Raw genomic sequence first — 16,071 nt, forward strand, 5'->3', positions numbered from 1 at the left:
CGAACCCCCTTGTAGGAGAGGCGAGATGAGTGCTGACACCCTGGCCACGGCGAAACCCGCCGTAGAGCTGGAGGGCATCACCAAGCGTTTCCCCGGCGTCGTCGCGAACCACGACATCCGCATCACCGTCCAACCCGGCACGGTGCACGCCATCGTGGGGGAGAACGGCGCTGGCAAGTCCACATTGATGAAGATCCTCTACGGCATGCAGAAGCCTGACGAGGGCACGATCAAGGTCGGCGGCGCGGAGGTCAGCTTCCGCACCCCCAGCGACGCCATCGGCGCCGGCATCGGCATGGTGCACCAGCACTTCATGCTGGCCGACAACCTCACCGTGCTGGAGAACATCGTCCTCGGCGCCGAGCCGAAGCGGCTCGGCCTGCTCGACACCGCCGCGGCCAGGGCGCGGATCATCGAGCTGGCCCAGGACCACGGGCTGCGGGTCGATCCGGACAGGCTGGTGGAGGACCTCGGCGTGGGCGACCGCCAGCGGGTGGAGATCCTCAAGGTCCTCTACCGCGGCGCGCGCATCCTCATCCTCGACGAGCCCACGGCGGTGCTCGTCCCCCAGGAGGTCGAGGAGCTCTTCCAGAACCTGCGCCGGCTCAAGTCCGAGGGCCTGACGGTCATCTTCATCTCCCACAAGCTCGACGAGGTGCTCGACATCGCCAACGCGATCACCGTGATCCGCCGCGGCACCACGGTCGCCAGCGTGAACCCCGCAGACGTCACCGCGCGGCAGCTCGCCGAGCTCATGGTCGGCAGCGAGTTGCCCACGCCGGAGACCCGCGAGTCCACGGTGACCGACCGCGTGGCGCTGAAGGTCACGGGCGTCACCATGGAGGCCGACGGCCACCGCCCCGCCCCGAACGACACCGGTTACCTGGACCGGCTGCGCGAGGAGGGCAAGCGGCTGCTGCTCGACGACGTGTCCTTCGAGATCCACGAGGGCGAGATCCTCGGCATCGCCGGGGTCGAGGGCAACGGCCAGTCCGAGCTGATCGAAGCGATCATGGGCATCCGCCCCGCGCACGGCAGCGTGGAGCTGGGCGGCCGGGACATCAGCGGCTGGTCCACGCTCAGGCGCAGGGAGTCGGGCATCGGCTACATCCCGGAGGACCGCCACCGGCAGGGTCTGCTGCTGGAGGCGTCACTGTGGGAGAACCGGGTGCTCGGCCACCAGACCAGGCCCCCGGCGCGCCGCGGCATCTGGGTCAACCGGCGGGCCGCCAGGGCCGACACCGAGCGCATCGTCAAGGACTACGACGTACGCACCCCGAGCGTGGACACCCTGGCGCTGGCCCTGTCCGGCGGCAACCAGCAGAAGCTGATCGTGGGGCGCGAGATGAGCGGCGAGCCCAAGCTGCTCATCGCCGCCCACCCCACCCGGGGCGTGGACGTCGGCGCGCAGGCCGCCATCTGGGACCATCTGCGCGAGGCCAGGGCCGCCGGGCTGGCGGTGCTGCTCATCTCCGCCGACCTCGACGAGCTGATCGGCCTGTCCGACTCGCTGCGCGTCATCTACCGGGGACGGCTCGTGGCCGCACTCGACCCTTCCCACCTCACGCCCGAGCGGCTGGGCGGCTACATGACCGGCGCCATCGCCGACACCGAGGAGACGTGATGCCCGCGGGGCTCAACCGGGCGCTGCTCACCCTCGTCGGCGCCGTCATCGCCATCCTCCTGGCCATCGCGATCTCCAGCGTGGCCATCATCGCCGCGGGGGCCAGCCCGCTCGCCGCGCTCGGCGCGTTCTTCGACTTCGGTTCGAGACCGGCGACGGTGGCCAACGGCATCGCGACCTTCCTCAACCGGGCGGTGCCGCTGTTCATCGCCGGGCTGGCGGTGGCCGTCGGCTTCCGCATGAACCTCTTCAACATCGGCGTGGAGGGCCAGTATCGGCTCGCGGGCATCGTCGCCGCGTACGTGGGCTCTACGTTCACCGCGCCGGCGCCGATCCAGATCGCCGTGATCATCGTGGTCGCGGCGGCCGTGGGCGGCCTGTACGCGCTGATCCCCGCGGTCATGAAGGTCACCAGGGGCGTGAACGAGGTCATCGCCACGATCATGCTCAACTATGTCGCGATCAACCTGGCGTCCTACCTCGTACGCGGGCCGTTCTCCGGACCACGCGCCGAGGGGTCGCTCAACACGACCACGCCTGAGCTCCCCGAGTCGGCCATGTTCCCCAACCTCAACTTCATCTTCGACTGGTTCGGGCAGCCGGAGCCGACCCGCGGGGGCGGCGTGTGGGGGTTCCTGATCGGGGCCGTCGTGCTCGGCGTGCTGGTCTGGGTGGTGCTGGAGCGCACCCGCTTCGGCTTCAGCATCAAGGCCAGCGGCCTCAACGGCCAGGCCGCGCTCGCCTCGGGCGTCGACCCGAAGAAGATGACCATCGCGGCGATGGTGCTCTCCGGGGCGATCGCCGGGCTCATCAGCCTGCCGGAGCTGCTCGGCGACAAGGGCGCCTACACCTCCACCTTCACCGCCGGCCTGGGCTTCCTCGGCATCGCGGTGGCGCTGCTCGGCCGGAACAAGCCGGTCGGCATCGCGTTCGCGGCGCTGCTGTTCGCCTTCCTCGACCGGGCTCAGGGCGCGTTGCAGTTCGCCGACGTCCCCGCGTCCGTCATCACGATCATCCAGGGCATGATCGTGCTGCTGGTCGTCGTGGCCAACGAGGTGACCAACCGGTTCGCCAACAGACTCGAAGAACGGCGAGCCGCCCAGCAGCTCGGCAGGAACATCCCGGTTGAGGTGGGAGCATGAGCAGGGTCGGCAAATACCACGTGGCGCTTGTCGCGGTCGCCGCGCTCATCCTGCTGATGTCGCTGGTGCGCGTCGTGTCGGGCCAGAACGACATCACCTCCTCCGGCACGTTCGCCGCCGCGCTGCTGCTGGCGGTGCCGATCGGCCTGGCCGGGCTGGGCGGGCTGTGGGCGGAGCGGGCCGGCGTGGTCAACATCGGCCTCGAAGGCATGATGGTGCTCGGCACCTGGTTCGCCGGCTGGGCCGGATACCAGTGGGGGCCCGTGGCCGCGCTGCTGGCCGGGCTGCTCGGCGGCGCGCTCGGCGGGCTCGTCCACGCCATCGCCACCGTGTCCTTCGGCGTGGACCACATCATCAGTGGCGTCGCGATCAACCTGCTCGGGCCCGGCGTCACCCGCTTCCTGTCCGAGGTGCTCTTCAAGGAGGGCACGCCGGCGGCCGACGCGGGCGCCGGCATCACCACCTCGCCGGCGATCAGTTCGTCCGCGTGGCAGGCCAGCCTGCCGCTGCTGTCTGACGGCCCCGATGTGCTCGGCCGGCTGGAGGACACGCACTGGTTCCTGCTGGCGGACCTGGCGGGAATCCTGCGCGGCCTGACCCACAATGTGAGCGTGCTGGTGATCCTGGCCGTGCTGCTGCTCCCGCTGACCTTCTTCGTGCTCTGGCACACGGCCTTCGGCCTGCGGCTGCGCTCGGTGGGCGAGAACCCGTGGGCGGCCGAGTCGCTGGGCGTCGACGTCTACCGGATCAAATACATCGCCGTCATCATCTCCGGCGCGTTCGCCGGGCTCGGCGGCGTGTTCCTGGTCTTCGTCTCCACCAAGTACGTGGAGGGTCAGACGGCCGGGCGCGGGTTCATCGGCCTGGCCGCGATGATCTTCGGCAACTGGCGGCCCGGCGGGCTCGCGGCCGGTGCCGCGCTGTTCGGCTACGCCGACGGCCTGCAACTGCGCAGCTCCGGGGCGGTCACGTCGTTCTTCCTGTTCGGCGCGGTGCTGCTGCTGGTCTACCTTGGGTTGCAGGTGCGCCGGCTCACCGTGTCCGACCGGCCGGCCGAGCTGGCGGCCCGGGGCACAAGGGAATACACCCTGATGGCGCTCGCCGCCGCGGGAATGGTCGTGCTCTTCTGGCTCTGGCTGACCGTCGACCAGCTTCCTAACGAGTTCGTCTTCATCACACCACACGTGCTCACGCTGCTCGTGCTGCTGGTGGCTTCGCAGCGGTTGCGGATGCCCAAGGCCGACGGCGTGCGCTATCGCCGGGGGGAACAACATTGAGTATCGACGTCGACTGGGACGGCCTGCGGGCCGAGGCGGCGGAGGCGATGCGCAACGCGTACGCGCCTTATTCCAAATTTCCCGTGGGGGCGGCGGCGCTCGTCGATGACGGCCGGGTCGTCACCGGCTGCAACGTCGAGAACGCCTCCTACGGGCTCGGGCTGTGCGCCGAGTGCGGGCTGGTGTCGGCGCTGCAGCTCTCCGGTGGCGGCCGGCTGGTGGCCTTCACCTGCGTGGACGGTCATGGCGAGCTGCTGATGCCGTGCGGGCGCTGCCGTCAGCTCCTCTACGAGTTCGGCGGCGAGGACCTGCTGGTCGAGACCGTGGACGGGCCCAAGCCGATGGCCGAGATCCTGCCGTACGCGTTCGGTCCCGCCGACCTCAGCAAGAGCGCGTGATGGACGCCATCGAGGTCATCCGCGCCAAGCGCGACGGCGGCGAGCTCACGGCCGCGCAGATCGACTGGGTGATCGACGCCTACACCCGGGGCGAGGTGGCCGACGAGCAGATGTCCGCGCTGGCCATGGCGATCCTGCTGAACGGCATGAACCGGCGTGAGATCGCCGGCTGGACGCAGGCCATGATCCGCTCGGGCGAGCGCATGGACTGGTCCGGGCTCGACCGGCCCACGGCCGACAAGCACTCGACGGGCGGCGTCGGCGACAAGATCACGCTGCCGCTGGCCCCGCTGGTGGCGGCCTGCGGCGCGTACGTGCCGCAACTGTCCGGGCGCGGCCTCGGCCACACCGGCGGCACGCTGGACAAGCTGGAGTCCATCCCCGGCTGGCGGGCCTCGCTGTCCGGCGACGAGATGCTGCACGTCCTGCGCTCGGCGGGCGCGGTCGTCTGCGCCGCCGGCTCCGGGCTCGCCCCGGCCGACAAGAAGCTGTACGCCTTGCGCGACGTCACCGGCACCGTCGAGTCGATCCCGCTGATCGCCTCGTCGATCATGTCCAAGAAGATCGCCGAGGGGACCGGCGCGCTCGTCCTCGACGTGAAGGTGGGCTCCGGGGCGTTCATGAAGACCCCGGAGACGGCCCGGGAGCTCGCCGAGACCATGGTCGCGCTCGGCACGGACGCGGGCGTGCGCACGGTCGCGCTGCTGACGGCGATGGACCGGCCGCTCGGGCGGGCCGTCGGCAACGCGCTGGAGGTCGCCGAGGCCGTCGAGGTGCTGGCCGACGGCGGTCCCGAGGACGTGGTGGAGCTGACGGTACGGCTGGCCAGGGAGATGCTGGAGGCCGCCGGGATCGCGGGCAAGGACCCGGCCAAGGCGCTGGCGGACGGGTCGGCCATGGACGCCTGGCGGCGGATGGTGACCGCCCAGGGCGGCGATCCGGACGCCCTGCTGCCCAGCGCGGCCGAGACCATGACCGTGGAGGTGCCGGAGTCGGGCGTGCTGACCCGGCTGGACGCGTACGCGGTGGGGCTGGCCGCGTGGCGGCTGGGCGCCGGGCGGGCGCGCAAGGAGGATCCGGTGTCCTTCGGGGCGGGCGTCACACTGCACGCCAAGCCGGGCGATCTGGTGCGGGCCGGACAGCCGCTGCTGACGCTGCACGCCGATGAGACGGGCCGCTTCGAGCGTGCGCTCGAAGCCCTGCGGGGCGGCTACGCGGTGGGCGCGGTGAGCGAGGAGCGGCTTCCCCTGGTCATCGACCGCATCACCGCACCGTAGCCGCCGGTCAGCGGGCCAGGGCCGGGTCGTCGGCGAAGATCTCCTGAAGGACGGCCTGGTGCGTCGGGACCGCCTCGGCGTGCCGGGCGCGGCCCTCGTCGGTGATGCAGACGAAGACGCCGCGCCGGTCGTCGTCGCAGACGCCGCGTGACACGAGCGCGACCTTCTCCAGCCGGGCCACCACCCGCGACAGCGCGCTCTGGCTCAGGTGGACCTCGTCGCAGAGCTCCTGGATGCGCAGCTTCCTGTCGTGGCGGACGATGCGGTCCAGGACCTCGAACTCGCTGGGCCCCAGGCCGTGCCGCTCGCCCAGCTCGCGCTCCAGCGCGCACATCCCCTTGGCGTGTTTGGCCAGGACATAGTGCCAGGTGTCGACCGCGACGTCGTCGTCCATGTCGCGGAGGTTACCATCCCGCCAATAAACATGCAACGGCATTAAATGCGCTTGCATTAGATGCACTTGCATGTATTGTTCTGAGGCATGTCCTCCTTGTCATCCCGTTGGGGCGCGCTTGCCGTGCTCTGCACAGTGATATTCCTTGACGCCCTGGATGTCTCGATGGTCGGCGTGGCTCTGCCCGCCATCCAGCATGACCTGGGGCTCAGTACTTCCTCTTTGCAATGGGTGGTCAGCGGCTACGTGCTCGGCTACGGCGGTCTTCTGCTGCTCGGGGGCAGGACCGCCGACCTGCTCGGGCGGCGCAGGGTGTTCCTGGCCGCGCTGGGCGTCTTCGCCGTGGCCTCGTTGCTCGGTGGCGTGGTGGACGACGGCGGGTTGCTGATCGCGGCCCGGTTCGTGAAGGGTGTGGCCGCCGCCTTCACCGCGCCCGCGGCCCTGTCGATCATCACCACGACGTTTCCCGAAGGGCCGGAGCGCAACCGGGCGTTGAGCATCTTCACCGCCTGCGGCGCCAGCGGCTACTCGCTCGGCCTGGTGCTGTCCGGCCTGCTCACCGAGATCGGCTGGCGCTGGACGCTGCTGATGCCGGTGCCTGTCGCGGTCATCGCCCTTTTCGCCGCGCTGAAGGTGCTGCCGCGCGTCCGGGAGGAGCGCGCCGAGGGCGGTCACGACCTGGTCGGCGCGGCGCTGATCACGGCCTCCATGCTGCTGCTGGTGTTCACCGTGGTGCAGGCGCCCGAGGCCGGCTGGGCCTCCCTGCAGACCATCGGCTCGCTGGTGGTGGTCGCCGTGCTGCTCATCCTGTTCGTCCTGGCCGAGCAGCGGATGCGGCACCCGCTGGTCCGGCTCGGCATCCTGCGCTCGGGCTCGATCGTGCGGGCCAACCTGGGGCTGCTCATCCTGATGGGCTCGTACGTGGCCTTCCAGTTCGTGGCCATGCAGTACTTCCAGAACCTGCTGGGCTGGTCGGCGTTCGGCACGGCCATGGCGTTCCTGCCCACCGGCCTGCTCGTCGCGATCACCTCGACCAAGATGGGCGACTTCGCCGACCGGTTCGGCACCGGCAAGCTGATCGTCGTCGGCGCCGCCGCGCTCGCCGGAGGGTATGCGATCTTCCTCGGCATCGACCGCACGCCCAGCCTCGGCGGCATGGTGATCCCCGGTATGGTCCTGCTGGGCATCGCGTTCGCGCTGTCGTTCCCCTCGCTGAACATCCAGGCCACCAACGGCGTGCACGACGACGAGCAGGGCCTGGCCTCCGGGCTGCTCAACACGTCGGGCCAGGTGGGCGGCGCGATCGTACTGGCCGTGGTGACCGCCGTGCTCACCTCGGGCGGTGGTGAGACGCTCTCCATCGGGTCGATGCGCGCGGCCATCGTCGTGTCGCTGGTGCTGGCCCTGGTCGGCCTGGTGATCTCCGCGACCGGCCTGCGCGCCCGTAGGGCCGTGCCGGTCGAGCAGAAGGGCTCGGCCACCGTCTACGAGACCGTCTGACGCGTACGGCCCCGCGGGCGCCCGCACCGGGCACCGCGGGGTCTTTCCGGCGCGGGACGCCGTTCGCGTGGCCTCGGGCCGATTCGGCATGATGCCGCTTGTAAGCCCGTGAGCTGGGCATCTACCCGATATGCGCTCACGTGCCGCCGTTCCGTTCGCCTGCCTGGTCGCCGTGCTCACCGCCTGCGGCACCTCCTCCGACACCGTCGTGCCGGACAGGCCGCCCGCCCGGGCGCCGTCCGGTGGCGGCGAAGCGGACGACGGCATCTCGTCCGGCGGTTCCTGGCCGGACGACCCGGAGGCGGACCTGGACGCCGGCGCGCCGCCCGACCGCGACCCGGAGAGCGGCACCTCGTCGAGCAACAGCGAGGTACACGTCGATTACGGCGGCGGCCGGCCAGCGCTCGTGACGGCCGTGCGGTACGCCACCCACGGCACCTACGACCGCGTGGTCGTCAACCTCAAGGGCGGCACCCCGGGCTACCACGTCACCTGGGTGGACAGGCTCGTCCAGGAGGGCTCCGGCAAGCCCATCGACGTGAGTGGCGGCGCATACCTGCAGCTCACGATCTTCCCGGCGAACGCGCGCGACCGCCACGGCAGATCGACCTGGTCCGGCGGCCCGATCTACCGCGCCGACCTGGGCAACCTCAACCAGGTCGTGCGCACCGGCGAGGTCAAGGGCCGCGTCGGCATCGGGCTGGTGCTGGACCGGCAGGCCGGTTACCAGGTCAGGGAGCGACCCGGACGGCTGACGGTCGACGTGGCACACTGACCCTCGTGGTGAGAAAGATCGAGGCTCCGGCCCGCATTCCCGTACCTGGTGGAAAGCTCATCGACGAGCACGTCGGCCGCGTCAGCAGCGGTGACGGCGCCATCTCCATCGCGCACATGACCGCGCCGCCCGGCTGGTCCGAGCCGGCCCAGGCGCCGTCCTTCACCGAATACACCGTGGTGCTGCGCGGCACGGTGGTGGTGGAGCACGACGGCGACGTGACGGAGGTCGCGGCCGGGCAGTCGGTGGTGACGTCGCCGGGGGAGAAGGTGCGTTACAGCGTGGGGCCCGAGGGCGCCGAGTACATCGCCGTGTGCCTGCCCGCCTTCTCGCCGGAAACGGCGGGGCGGGAGCAGTAGCCGCAGGAGCGGGCGCTGCTCATATCATGTCCAGATGAGCCCCACGCTTGATGAGATCCGGCGGGCTCCCAAGGTGTTGCTGCACGATCACCTCGACGGCGGGCTCCGCGCCGAGACGATCGTCGAGCTCGCCCGGGAGACCGGCTACGATCGGTTGCCCACCGAGGACCCCGACAACCTCCGCGAGTGGTTCGAGGCGGCGTCCGACTCGGGCTCGCTCGAACGCTATCTGGAGACGTTCGAGCACACGGTCGGGGTCATGCAGACGCGCGAGTCGCTCGTCCGCGTGGCCGCCGAGTGCGCGCAGGACCTGGCCGACGACGGGGTGGTCTACGCGGAGGTGCGGTTCGCGCCCGAGCAGCACACCACCCGGGGCCTGAGCCTGGACCAGGTGGTGGAGGCCGTGCTGGAGGGATTCCGGCAGGGCTCGCAGGGGCGCGGCGTACGCGTCGGCACGCTGCTGACGGCCATGCGGCACCAGGCGAGGTCCAGGGAGATCGCCGAGCTCGCGGTGCGTTACCGGGACGGCGGCGTGGTGGGCTTCGACATCGCCGGGGCCGAGGCCGGATACCCGCCCACCAGGCACCTCGACGCGTTCGAATACCTGCAGCGGGAAAACGCCCACTTCACCATCCACGCCGGCGAGGCGTTCGGGCTGCCGTCCATCTGGCAGGCCATCCAGTGGTGCGGCGCCGACCGGCTCGGGCACGGCGTACGCATCATCGACGACATCACCGTGGACGGCGACGGGGTCGCCAAGCTGGGGCGGCTGGCCGCCTACGTGCGCGACAAGCGCATCCCGCTGGAGATGTGCCCCACCTCCAACCTGCAGACCGGGGCCGCCGCGTCGATCGCCGAGCATCCCATCGGGCTGCTGCGGCGGCTGCACTTCAGGGTCACGGTCAACACCGACAACCGGCTGATGAGCTCGACGAACGCGTCGCTGGAGTGCCACAAGCTGGTGGAGGCGTTCGGCTATGGATGGGATGACCTGCAGTGGTTCGCGGTCAACGCCATGAAGTCGGCGTTCATCCCGTTCGACGAGCGGCTGGCGCTGATCAACGGTGTCATCAAGCCGGGGTTCGCTCAACTGAAGTGGCAACTGTGAAGCAAACCTACCGTTCGAAGACGGCGTTCGTGCTCGGCTGGGTGTGGCTGGTCTTCGTCGCCTTCAACGTCTGGGACCTGATCGTCCGCTACAGCGGTCCGCCGTCGCTGGTGGCGCTGGCCGTGCTCGGGGTGCTGACGGCGCTGGTCTACGCGATCGCGCTGCGCCCGGCCACCGTGTTCACGGAGGCGGGGCTGGTGGGGCGCAACCCGTTCCGCACGACGTTCCTGCCGTGGGCCTCGATCGAGGACGTGACGGTGTCGCACGCCATCAACGTGCACCACGGCGACGAGCGCGTGCTGCGGCTGTGGACGCCGATGAGCAGCGCGCGGGAGCGGGCCAAGGCGCAGCGGCGCGCGAGCCCCCGGCCGCAGCGGCGGGGGCGCTTCAACACCGAGCCCACGCTGTCCAGGGGCGAGCAGGCGGCGCAGGAGGCGTTCGCCGGCAAGACGCACGCCGACTGGGTGGGAGATCAGATCCGCGAGCGCGCCGAGGCGGCCAGGCGCCGCGCGGAGGCGGCGGCCCCGGCCGACACGGCGGCGGCCAAGCGCGATACGGCGGCCAAGCCTCACACGGCGGCCGAGTCCGAGACGGTCGGGTCTGAGGCGGTCGGGTCTGAGACGGTCGGGTCTGAGGCGGCGGGGGTCCGGGTGACCTGGTCCTACGACTCCATCGCCGTGCTGCTGGTGGCGGTGGCGCTGGTGGTCGCGGCCATCGTCGTCGCCTAGGTCGGATAGACGAACCGGACACAGTGGGCCAGGTCGGACTAGGTCCGGTTGACGAACCGGGACATGCCCGCCTGGGCGAGGCCCGATTCCTCCACCTCGACGGCGGCCGCGGTCTCCGCCCCGAAAGCGCGCTCCACCTCCTCCAGCGGCGGGCGCAGCAGCGCGAGGTGTGTGGCGGTGGCCGTGCCCGGGGCGGTCCAGTGGCGTACGCGGGCGACGGCCGCATCCAGCAGCGCCTCCGCGGCGACGAGCTCGTCCAGCAGGCCCATCGCGTGGGCCTGCTCGGCGGTCATGCGGGTCGAGTCGAGCACCAGCCGCAGCGCCCTGGCGCCCACCAGGCGGGGGAGCAGGTAGCTGGAGGCGTTCGAGATCGACAGGCCCAGGTGGTTCTCGGGCCAGAAATAGCCGGCCGCCTCGGTGCCGATGCGGGAGTCGAAGCAGAGCGTCCATTCGGCGGCCCCGCCCACGGCCAGGCCGTTGACCGCGGCCACAACCGGGACCCGCGTCTCCAGCACGGCCCTGGTCATGTCGTGGAAGGTCTCCACCTCGGTCACGAGCGACTTGCCCACGGCCTCGTACAGGTCCTCACCCGCCGAGAAGGCCCGGCCGGTGCCGGTGACCACGATGCCCCTGGCGCTCTTGCCGTGCTCGCGCACCGCGGCCGCCAGGTCGGTGCGCATGGCGTTGGTGAGGGCGTTCAGCTTCTCCGGGCGGGCGATCGTGATCACCGCCACCTCGTCGCGCTCCGTCACGTGGATCATGAGTGCTCCTTCTGTGCTGTCGCCCGGTGGGGGTGGTCGGTCGCGATGGCGGGGGCGGCGCGCTGGTCGCGTTCCGGGGTGAGGAGGTGGCGCTTCTCAATGCGGGCCGAGGGGGTCAGGGAGAACCCTTCCACGAACTCCACGTACGCCGGGATCTTGAACTTGGCCAGGCGTTCTCTGGCGTGCCCTACCACGCTCACGGCCAGCTCGACGCCGGGCTCGTGGCCGGGGCGGAGCTGCAGGAACGCCTTGGGCAGCTCGCCGTACAGCTCGTCGGGGATGGGGACCAGGGCCGCCTGCAGCACCGCCGGGTGCTGGGTGAGCACCGCTTCCACCTCGGCGCACGAGATGTTCTCGCCGCCCCTGCGGACCATGTCCTTGATCCGCCCGGCGTGGTGTATGTAGCCCTGTGCGTCGCGGAAGCCCAGGTCACCGGTGTGGTACCAGCCGTCCCTGAAGGCGTGGGCGGTCGCCTCCGGGTGGTTCCAGTAGCCGCGCATCATGGGCACGCCCCTGACCAGGATCTCGCCGCTCTCGTCCAGCTCGACCTCCTTGCCCGGGGGCGGGACGCCCAGCGCGCCGGTGCCGGCCGTCCCGTCCGCGTCCTCGGGCATCACCAGGTCGGGGCCGCTCTCCGTGGAGCCGTACAGCTCGCGCCAGGGTGCACCCCAGCGCTCCTCGAACGCCTGGTGCAGGTCCGGCCGGATGCCCGAGCAGATCACCAGCCGCATGCGGTGGTCGCGGTCGCGCGGGTGGGGTGGCTGCTTGTGCAGCAGCAGGGGCATGGAGCCCAGCACGTACGTGAGCGTCGCCCGGTGCTCCCTGACCGAGGCCCAGAAGCCGGAGGCGGAGAAGCGGGGGAGCACCACGAGCGGGACGCCGCCGAGCAGGCAGAGCACGGTGGCCCACTGGGGGTCCAGGTAGGAGTAGGCCTGGGCCATGATCATGACGTCGTCGTCCCGGAGGTTCACCTGGTCGGCGATGATCTGGGCGGTTCTGAGGAAGAAGTCGTGGGTGAGCATGCAGGCCTTGGGGAAGCCCGTAGTGCCCGACGTGTACTGAAAATTCGCTACATCGTGGCTTTCGGTGGGAGTGTCGGGGACCAGGTGGCTCTGCTGGTACGTCAGGAAGTCCGGGGTGCTGCAGCCGCCCAGGTTGATGGAGGCGTAGTCGAGGTTGGTGACGGTTCGGGCGGAGCCGGAGTCCCGCAGGACGTGTGCCAGGTCGGCGGCCTGGTAGCGCGTGTTCACCGGGACGGCGACGGCCCCGGCCTTCAGGACCCCGAGCCAGGTCAACGGCCAGTCGGAGACGTTGTCCAGCATGATCGCGACCCGGTCGCCGGGCCGCACGCCCCAGGCGACCAGGCCCCGGGCGATCAGATCCGACCGCTCATCGGCCTCTGCGAAGGTCAGCGAGGTGTCGTTGCAGCGGAGGAACTCTCGTGCGCCGTACGTTCTGGCGGCGTGCCTCATCAACTCGGGGATCGTTTCGTGCATCCGGCGGCTCCCATGACAGGTCGAGCGGCAGGGAAAGGCCCCATGTCATCCGAAATCACCATAGGTTGACCATGACACCGTGTCAGCAGCCGGCCGGGCTGCGGAGCACCGACGCGCTCACCCTGGTCTCACGCTTGATACAACCAAATTTGGTTGTATCAAGCAGTCGCATCGGTGAGACCAACTTCGGCGATGGTCTCAGCAGTGAGACCATCGCCTCACCTCCACGCGTCGAGGAGCTCCTCGGGTGTGACGTGGGTAACGCCCTGGACGTCGCAGCCGCTGCGTGAGACCGCGTAGAGCGGTGTCGACGCATCGGCTCCAGACGGCTTCAAGCTGTGGGCGATCAGTTCCTTCAGGTCGTGGTGATCGAAGGGCCGGTTCTCCAGCCACTTCACGGAACCGACGAAGGTGCATCCTCGATGAACCGCTGGAGTTGCTCGTCGGGTGGCTCGTGCGCGGCGGTGAAGAAGAGGCTGGGCACGTCGCTGCGATGGACGAACTCCTCCGCGAGACGTGATTTCCCGACCCGGCGGCGGCCGCGCATGAGGATGGCCCGCCCTGGCCGGTCTCCGGCGCCCACGCGTGCGAAAAGCCGGCTGAGCATGGTCAGCTCGCGATGGCGGCCGATGAAACCGTCCGCTGAGTCCCCCTGCAAGCAACCACTTTTGGTTGTACCAACTCTGGTACAACCAAAAGTGGTTGTCTTCCTTATGGTGTCAGCAGGTCGGTCAGGTCGGTCTTCAGGGTGTCGAGGGCCGTGGTGGCGTGGGTGCGGGCCTCCGCGACCTCGCCTTCGACCGGGACGACGACCTCCAGGTAGCACTTGAGCTTGGGTTCCGTTCCCGAGGGGCGGATCACCACGCGGGCGTCGCCTGCCAGGAAATAGCGCAGGCCGTCGGTCGGGGGGAGACCGCCGTCGCCGTCGGCCAGGTCGTCTGCGCGGGTCACCGTCCGGCCGCCGAGGGTGGTGGGTGGGGTGGTGCGCAGGCGGGACATGGCGGTGGTGATCAGCGAGAGGTCGGCTACGCGGAAGGCGAGCTGCGAGGTGGCGTGCAGGCCGTAGCGGCGGGCCTGGTCGTCCAGCAGGTCCAGGAGGGTACGGCCGGCGCGCTTGGCCTCCGCCGCGATGGCCGCCACCGTCAGTGCCGCTCCGATGCCGTCCTTGTCTCGCACCGGGAGTCCGGCGTCCGTGTTGTCCGTGCTGACTGTGCTGGTCGCGGCGCCGGTAACGGCGCTGGTGGCGGCGCCGGCACCGCTGCCCACGCTGTAGCCGATGGCCTCCTCGTAGCCGAACACCAGGCCGGGGCCCGCCCGCATGATCCACTTGAAGCCGGTCAGCGTCTCGCCGTACCGGACCCCGTGCGCCTGGGCGATCTTGCCGAGCAGGGTCGAGGAGACGATGGTGGTGGCCACCATCCGGTCCCCGGTGGTGTGCGTGATCACGTGCTCGGCCAGCAGGCCGCCGACCTCGTCGCCGGTCAGCATGCGGCACGTGCCGTCCGGCAGCGGCACGCCCACCGCGCACCGGTCGGCGTCCGGGTCGTTGGCCAGCACCAGGTCCGCCTCCAGCTTGGCGGCCAGCGTGACGGCCAGATCCATCGCGCCCGGTTCCTCCGGGTTGGGGAAGGACACCGTGGGGAAGCGGGGATCGGGATCGCGCTGCTCGGCGACGGCCACCGGGGGCTCGAAGCCGGCGGCCCGGAAGGCGGCGCCCAGCGTGGCGGCGCCCACCCCGTGCAGCGGCGTGTAGGCCACCCGCAGGTCGCGGGCCTCGCCCAGCGGGAGCGACGTCACCGCGGCGATGTAGGCGGCGACGACCTCGTCGCCCAGCTCCGTCAGCGTGCCGGGAGCGTGCAGCGGGAGCCGGTCCACGGGGCCGGCGGCGTCGATGGCGGCCGAGATCTCCGCGTCGATCGGCGGCACGATCTGCGAGCCGTCGCCCCAATAGACCTTGTAGCCGTTGTCGCGCGGCGGGTTGTGGCTGGCGGTGACCGTCACCCCGGCGTCCGCGCCGAGGTGGCGTACGGCGAAGGCCAGTACGGGCGTCGGCAGCGGGCGCGGCAGCAGCGAGGCGTGCAGGCCCGCGCCGGTCAGGACGGCGGCCGTGTCCCGGGCGAAGACGTCGGACTTGTAGCGGGCGTCGTAGCCGATGACCACGTGCCGGCCCGCCCCGAGCACCGCGGCCAGGCCCGCGGCGGCGCGCATGACGGTGACGCGGTTCATCCGGTTGGGGCCCGCGCCCAGCTCGCCGCGCAGCCCCGCGGTGCCGAACTCCAGCTTGGTGCGGAAGCGGTCGCCGATCGCGTCCAGGTCACCGCGGTCGATCAAACCGGACAGCTCGGCCCGGGTGTCGGGGTCGGGATCCTGGGCCAGCCAGCGCCGGGCCTCCGCCAGCAGGTCACCGTGCCCGCTGCTGATCCCGTTCACAACCGGTCCACCAGCTTGGCCAGGAGCACGCCCATGCGGGCGGCCGTGGCCCGGCCGACCTCCAGGACCTCCTCGTGGTCGAGCGGCTCCCCGGACAGGCCCGCACCGGGGTTGGTGACCAGGGAGAGGCCGAGCACGTCGAGGCCGGCCTCGCGGGCCGCGACAGCCTCCAGCACGGTGGACATGCCGATCAGGTCGCCGCCCAGCGTGCGGAGCATGCGGATCTCGGCCGGCGTCTCGTACGTGGGCCCGCGGAAGGCGACGTAGATCCCCTCGGCCAGCGTCGGGTCGATCTCGCGGGCCAGGGCACGCAGCCGGCCCGAGTAGACCTCCGTGAGGTCCAGGAACGTGGTCCCGGTGATCGGGTTGGCCCCGGTCAGGTTGATGTGGTCGCTGATCAGGACCGGGTCGCCGACGCTCTGCGTCTCGGGCCGCAGGCCGCCGGCCGCGTTGGTGAGCACGATCGTGCGGGCCCCGGCCGCGGCCGCCGTACGCACGCCGTGCACCACGGCGTCCACCCCGAGCCCCTCGTAGAGGTGCGTACGCCCGAGGAACACCAGGGCGTGCCGCCCCGCCGCCGTACGCACGACGCGGATCCTGCCGCCGTGCCCGGCCACCGCGGGGGCCTGGAAGCCGGGCAGGCCGGTGAAGGGTGTCTCGCTGACCGCCGAGCCGATCGCGTCGGCGGCGGGTACCCATCCCGATCCCATGACGAGCGCCACGTCGAAGCTGTCCAGGCCGGTCGCGGCCCGCAAGGCCGCGGCGGCCTCGCGGGCGAGGGTGTATGCGTCTTTGGTCACGT

General features: G+C 70.9%; 17 protein-coding genes. 10 read left to right on the forward strand and 7 right to left on the reverse strand.

Features of this window, described 5'->3' with window-relative positions; all coding sequences use genetic code 11:
* Window positions 1-25: 25 nt before the first annotated feature.
* Genes ABGB18_RS32615 through ABGB18_RS32635 form a run of 5 tightly spaced genes read left to right on the forward strand, consistent with a single transcriptional unit; the run spans window position 26 to window position 5,718 of the window.
* Window positions 26-1,624, forward strand: a complete 1,599-nt coding sequence (locus ABGB18_RS32615; RefSeq protein WP_347699487.1) for an ABC transporter ATP-binding protein — start codon at window positions 26-28, stop codon at window positions 1,622-1,624.
* The gene (locus ABGB18_RS32620; protein ID WP_347699488.1) at window positions 1,624-2,766 is read left to right on the forward strand and encodes an ABC transporter permease; all 1,143 of its coding nucleotides are present in this window, start codon (window positions 1,624-1,626) and stop codon (window positions 2,764-2,766) included. The genes ABGB18_RS32615 and ABGB18_RS32620 overlap by 1 nt, the downstream gene beginning before the upstream one ends.
* Entirely contained in the window at window positions 2,763-4,043 is a 1,281-nt protein-coding gene (locus tag ABGB18_RS32625; protein ID WP_347699489.1) for an ABC transporter permease, read from the forward strand. Before ABGB18_RS32620 ends, ABGB18_RS32625 begins: the two co-directional genes overlap by 4 nt.
* Window positions 4,040-4,441, forward strand: coding sequence for a cytidine deaminase (locus ABGB18_RS32630; RefSeq protein ID WP_347699490.1), 402 nt, complete (start codon window positions 4,040-4,042; stop codon window positions 4,439-4,441). Before ABGB18_RS32625 ends, ABGB18_RS32630 begins: the two co-directional genes overlap by 4 nt.
* Complete coding sequence (locus tag ABGB18_RS32635) at window positions 4,441-5,718, forward strand: thymidine phosphorylase (protein ID WP_347699491.1); 1,278 nt, start codon at window positions 4,441-4,443, stop codon at window positions 5,716-5,718. The genes ABGB18_RS32630 and ABGB18_RS32635 overlap by 1 nt, the downstream gene beginning before the upstream one ends.
* Before the next feature lie 7 nt (window positions 5,719-5,725).
* On the opposite strand, the gene ABGB18_RS32640 is transcribed toward ABGB18_RS32635, so the two are convergent.
* Window positions 5,726-6,112 carry a MarR family transcriptional regulator gene (locus ABGB18_RS32640; RefSeq protein ID WP_347699492.1) on the reverse strand — a complete coding sequence of 129 codons (387 nt, stop codon included), beginning with the start codon at window positions 6,110-6,112 and terminating at the stop codon, window positions 5,726-5,728.
* Window positions 6,113-6,199: 87 nt separating this feature from the next.
* On the opposite strand from ABGB18_RS32640, the gene ABGB18_RS32645 reads away from it, so the two are divergent.
* From ABGB18_RS32645 to ABGB18_RS32665, 5 genes are all read left to right on the forward strand, one after another.
* Window positions 6,200-7,612, forward strand: coding sequence for an MFS transporter (locus ABGB18_RS32645; protein ID WP_347699493.1), 1,413 nt, complete (start codon window positions 6,200-6,202; stop codon window positions 7,610-7,612).
* Between the two features lie 130 nt (window positions 7,613-7,742).
* Window positions 7,743-8,387, forward strand: coding sequence for a hypothetical protein (locus tag ABGB18_RS32650; RefSeq protein WP_347699494.1), 645 nt, complete (start codon window positions 7,743-7,745; stop codon window positions 8,385-8,387).
* Window positions 8,388-8,392: 5 nt separating this feature from the next.
* Window positions 8,393-8,746 (forward strand): cupin domain-containing protein, encoded by a 354-nt coding sequence (locus tag ABGB18_RS32655; RefSeq protein WP_347699495.1) that lies wholly within the window; start codon window positions 8,393-8,395, stop codon window positions 8,744-8,746.
* A 34-nt stretch (window positions 8,747-8,780) separates the two neighbouring features.
* A complete protein-coding gene (locus ABGB18_RS32660) occupies window positions 8,781-9,854 on the forward strand; it encodes an adenosine deaminase (RefSeq protein ID WP_347699496.1) in 1,074 nt (357 codons plus the stop codon).
* Complete coding sequence (locus ABGB18_RS32665) at window positions 9,851-10,582, forward strand: PH domain-containing protein (RefSeq protein WP_347699497.1); 732 nt, start codon at window positions 9,851-9,853, stop codon at window positions 10,580-10,582. The genes ABGB18_RS32660 and ABGB18_RS32665 overlap by 4 nt, the downstream gene beginning before the upstream one ends.
* A gap of 38 nt (window positions 10,583-10,620) precedes the next feature.
* Here the strand turns inward: ABGB18_RS32665 and ABGB18_RS32670 are convergent, their stop codons facing one another.
* The 6 genes from ABGB18_RS32670 to ABGB18_RS32695 form a co-directional block, all read right to left on the reverse strand.
* On the reverse strand, window positions 10,621-11,343 hold the full coding sequence (locus ABGB18_RS32670) for an enoyl-CoA hydratase/isomerase family protein (RefSeq protein ID WP_347699498.1): 723 nt from the start codon (window positions 11,341-11,343) through the stop codon (window positions 10,621-10,623).
* Window positions 11,340-12,839: an AMP-binding protein gene (locus tag ABGB18_RS32675; RefSeq protein ID WP_347699499.1), complete on the reverse strand. Its 1,500-nt coding sequence runs from the start codon at window positions 12,837-12,839 to the stop codon at window positions 11,340-11,342. The genes ABGB18_RS32670 and ABGB18_RS32675 overlap by 4 nt, the downstream gene beginning before the upstream one ends.
* A 218-nt stretch (window positions 12,840-13,057) precedes the next feature.
* Window positions 13,058-13,237, reverse strand: a complete 180-nt coding sequence (locus tag ABGB18_RS32680; protein WP_347699500.1) for a hypothetical protein — start codon at window positions 13,235-13,237, stop codon at window positions 13,058-13,060.
* Window positions 13,234-13,497 (reverse strand): hypothetical protein, encoded by a 264-nt coding sequence (locus tag ABGB18_RS32685; RefSeq protein WP_347699501.1) that lies wholly within the window; start codon window positions 13,495-13,497, stop codon window positions 13,234-13,236. The genes ABGB18_RS32680 and ABGB18_RS32685 overlap by 4 nt, the downstream gene beginning before the upstream one ends.
* A 53-nt stretch (window positions 13,498-13,550) precedes the next feature.
* Window positions 13,551-15,269 carry a phospho-sugar mutase gene (locus ABGB18_RS32690; RefSeq protein WP_347699502.1) on the reverse strand — a complete coding sequence of 573 codons (1,719 nt, stop codon included), beginning with the start codon at window positions 15,267-15,269 and terminating at the stop codon, window positions 13,551-13,553.
* Window positions 15,266-16,069 carry a purine-nucleoside phosphorylase gene (locus ABGB18_RS32695; RefSeq protein WP_347699503.1) on the reverse strand — a complete coding sequence of 268 codons (804 nt, stop codon included), beginning with the start codon at window positions 16,067-16,069 and terminating at the stop codon, window positions 15,266-15,268. Before ABGB18_RS32695 ends, ABGB18_RS32690 begins: the two co-directional genes overlap by 4 nt.
* Between the last annotated feature and the right edge of the window lie 2 nt (window positions 16,070-16,071).

This window comes from Nonomuraea sp. B12E4 (genome assembly GCF_039871825.1).
In the GTDB taxonomy this organism is placed as follows: Bacteria; Actinomycetota; Actinomycetes; order Streptosporangiales; family Streptosporangiaceae; genus Nonomuraea.

Bases quoted from the DNA above. Each gene is read 5' to 3' on its own strand.
- ABGB18_RS32615 (WP_347699487.1), top strand. From the start codon at position 26: ATGAGTGCTGACACCCTGGCCACGGCGAAACCCGCCGTAGAGCTGGAG.
- ABGB18_RS32620 (WP_347699488.1), top strand. From the start codon at position 1,624: ATGCCCGCGGGGCTCAACCGGGCGCTGCTCACCCTCGTCGGCGCCGTC.
- ABGB18_RS32625 (WP_347699489.1), top strand. From the start codon at position 2,763: ATGAGCAGGGTCGGCAAATACCACGTGGCGCTTGTCGCGGTCGCCGCG.
- ABGB18_RS32635 (WP_347699491.1), top strand. From the start codon at position 4,441: ATGGACGCCATCGAGGTCATCCGCGCCAAGCGCGACGGCGGCGAGCTC.
- ABGB18_RS32640 (WP_347699492.1), bottom strand. From the start codon at position 6,112: ATGGACGACGACGTCGCGGTCGACACCTGGCACTATGTCCTGGCCAAA.
- ABGB18_RS32645 (WP_347699493.1), top strand. From the start codon at position 6,200: ATGTCCTCCTTGTCATCCCGTTGGGGCGCGCTTGCCGTGCTCTGCACA.
- ABGB18_RS32650 (WP_347699494.1), top strand. From the start codon at position 7,743: ATGCGCTCACGTGCCGCCGTTCCGTTCGCCTGCCTGGTCGCCGTGCTC.
- ABGB18_RS32660 (WP_347699496.1), top strand. From the start codon at position 8,781: ATGAGCCCCACGCTTGATGAGATCCGGCGGGCTCCCAAGGTGTTGCTG.
- ABGB18_RS32670 (WP_347699498.1), bottom strand. From the start codon at position 11,343: ATGATCCACGTGACGGAGCGCGACGAGGTGGCGGTGATCACGATCGCC.
- ABGB18_RS32675 (WP_347699499.1), bottom strand. From the start codon at position 12,839: ATGCACGAAACGATCCCCGAGTTGATGAGGCACGCCGCCAGAACGTAC.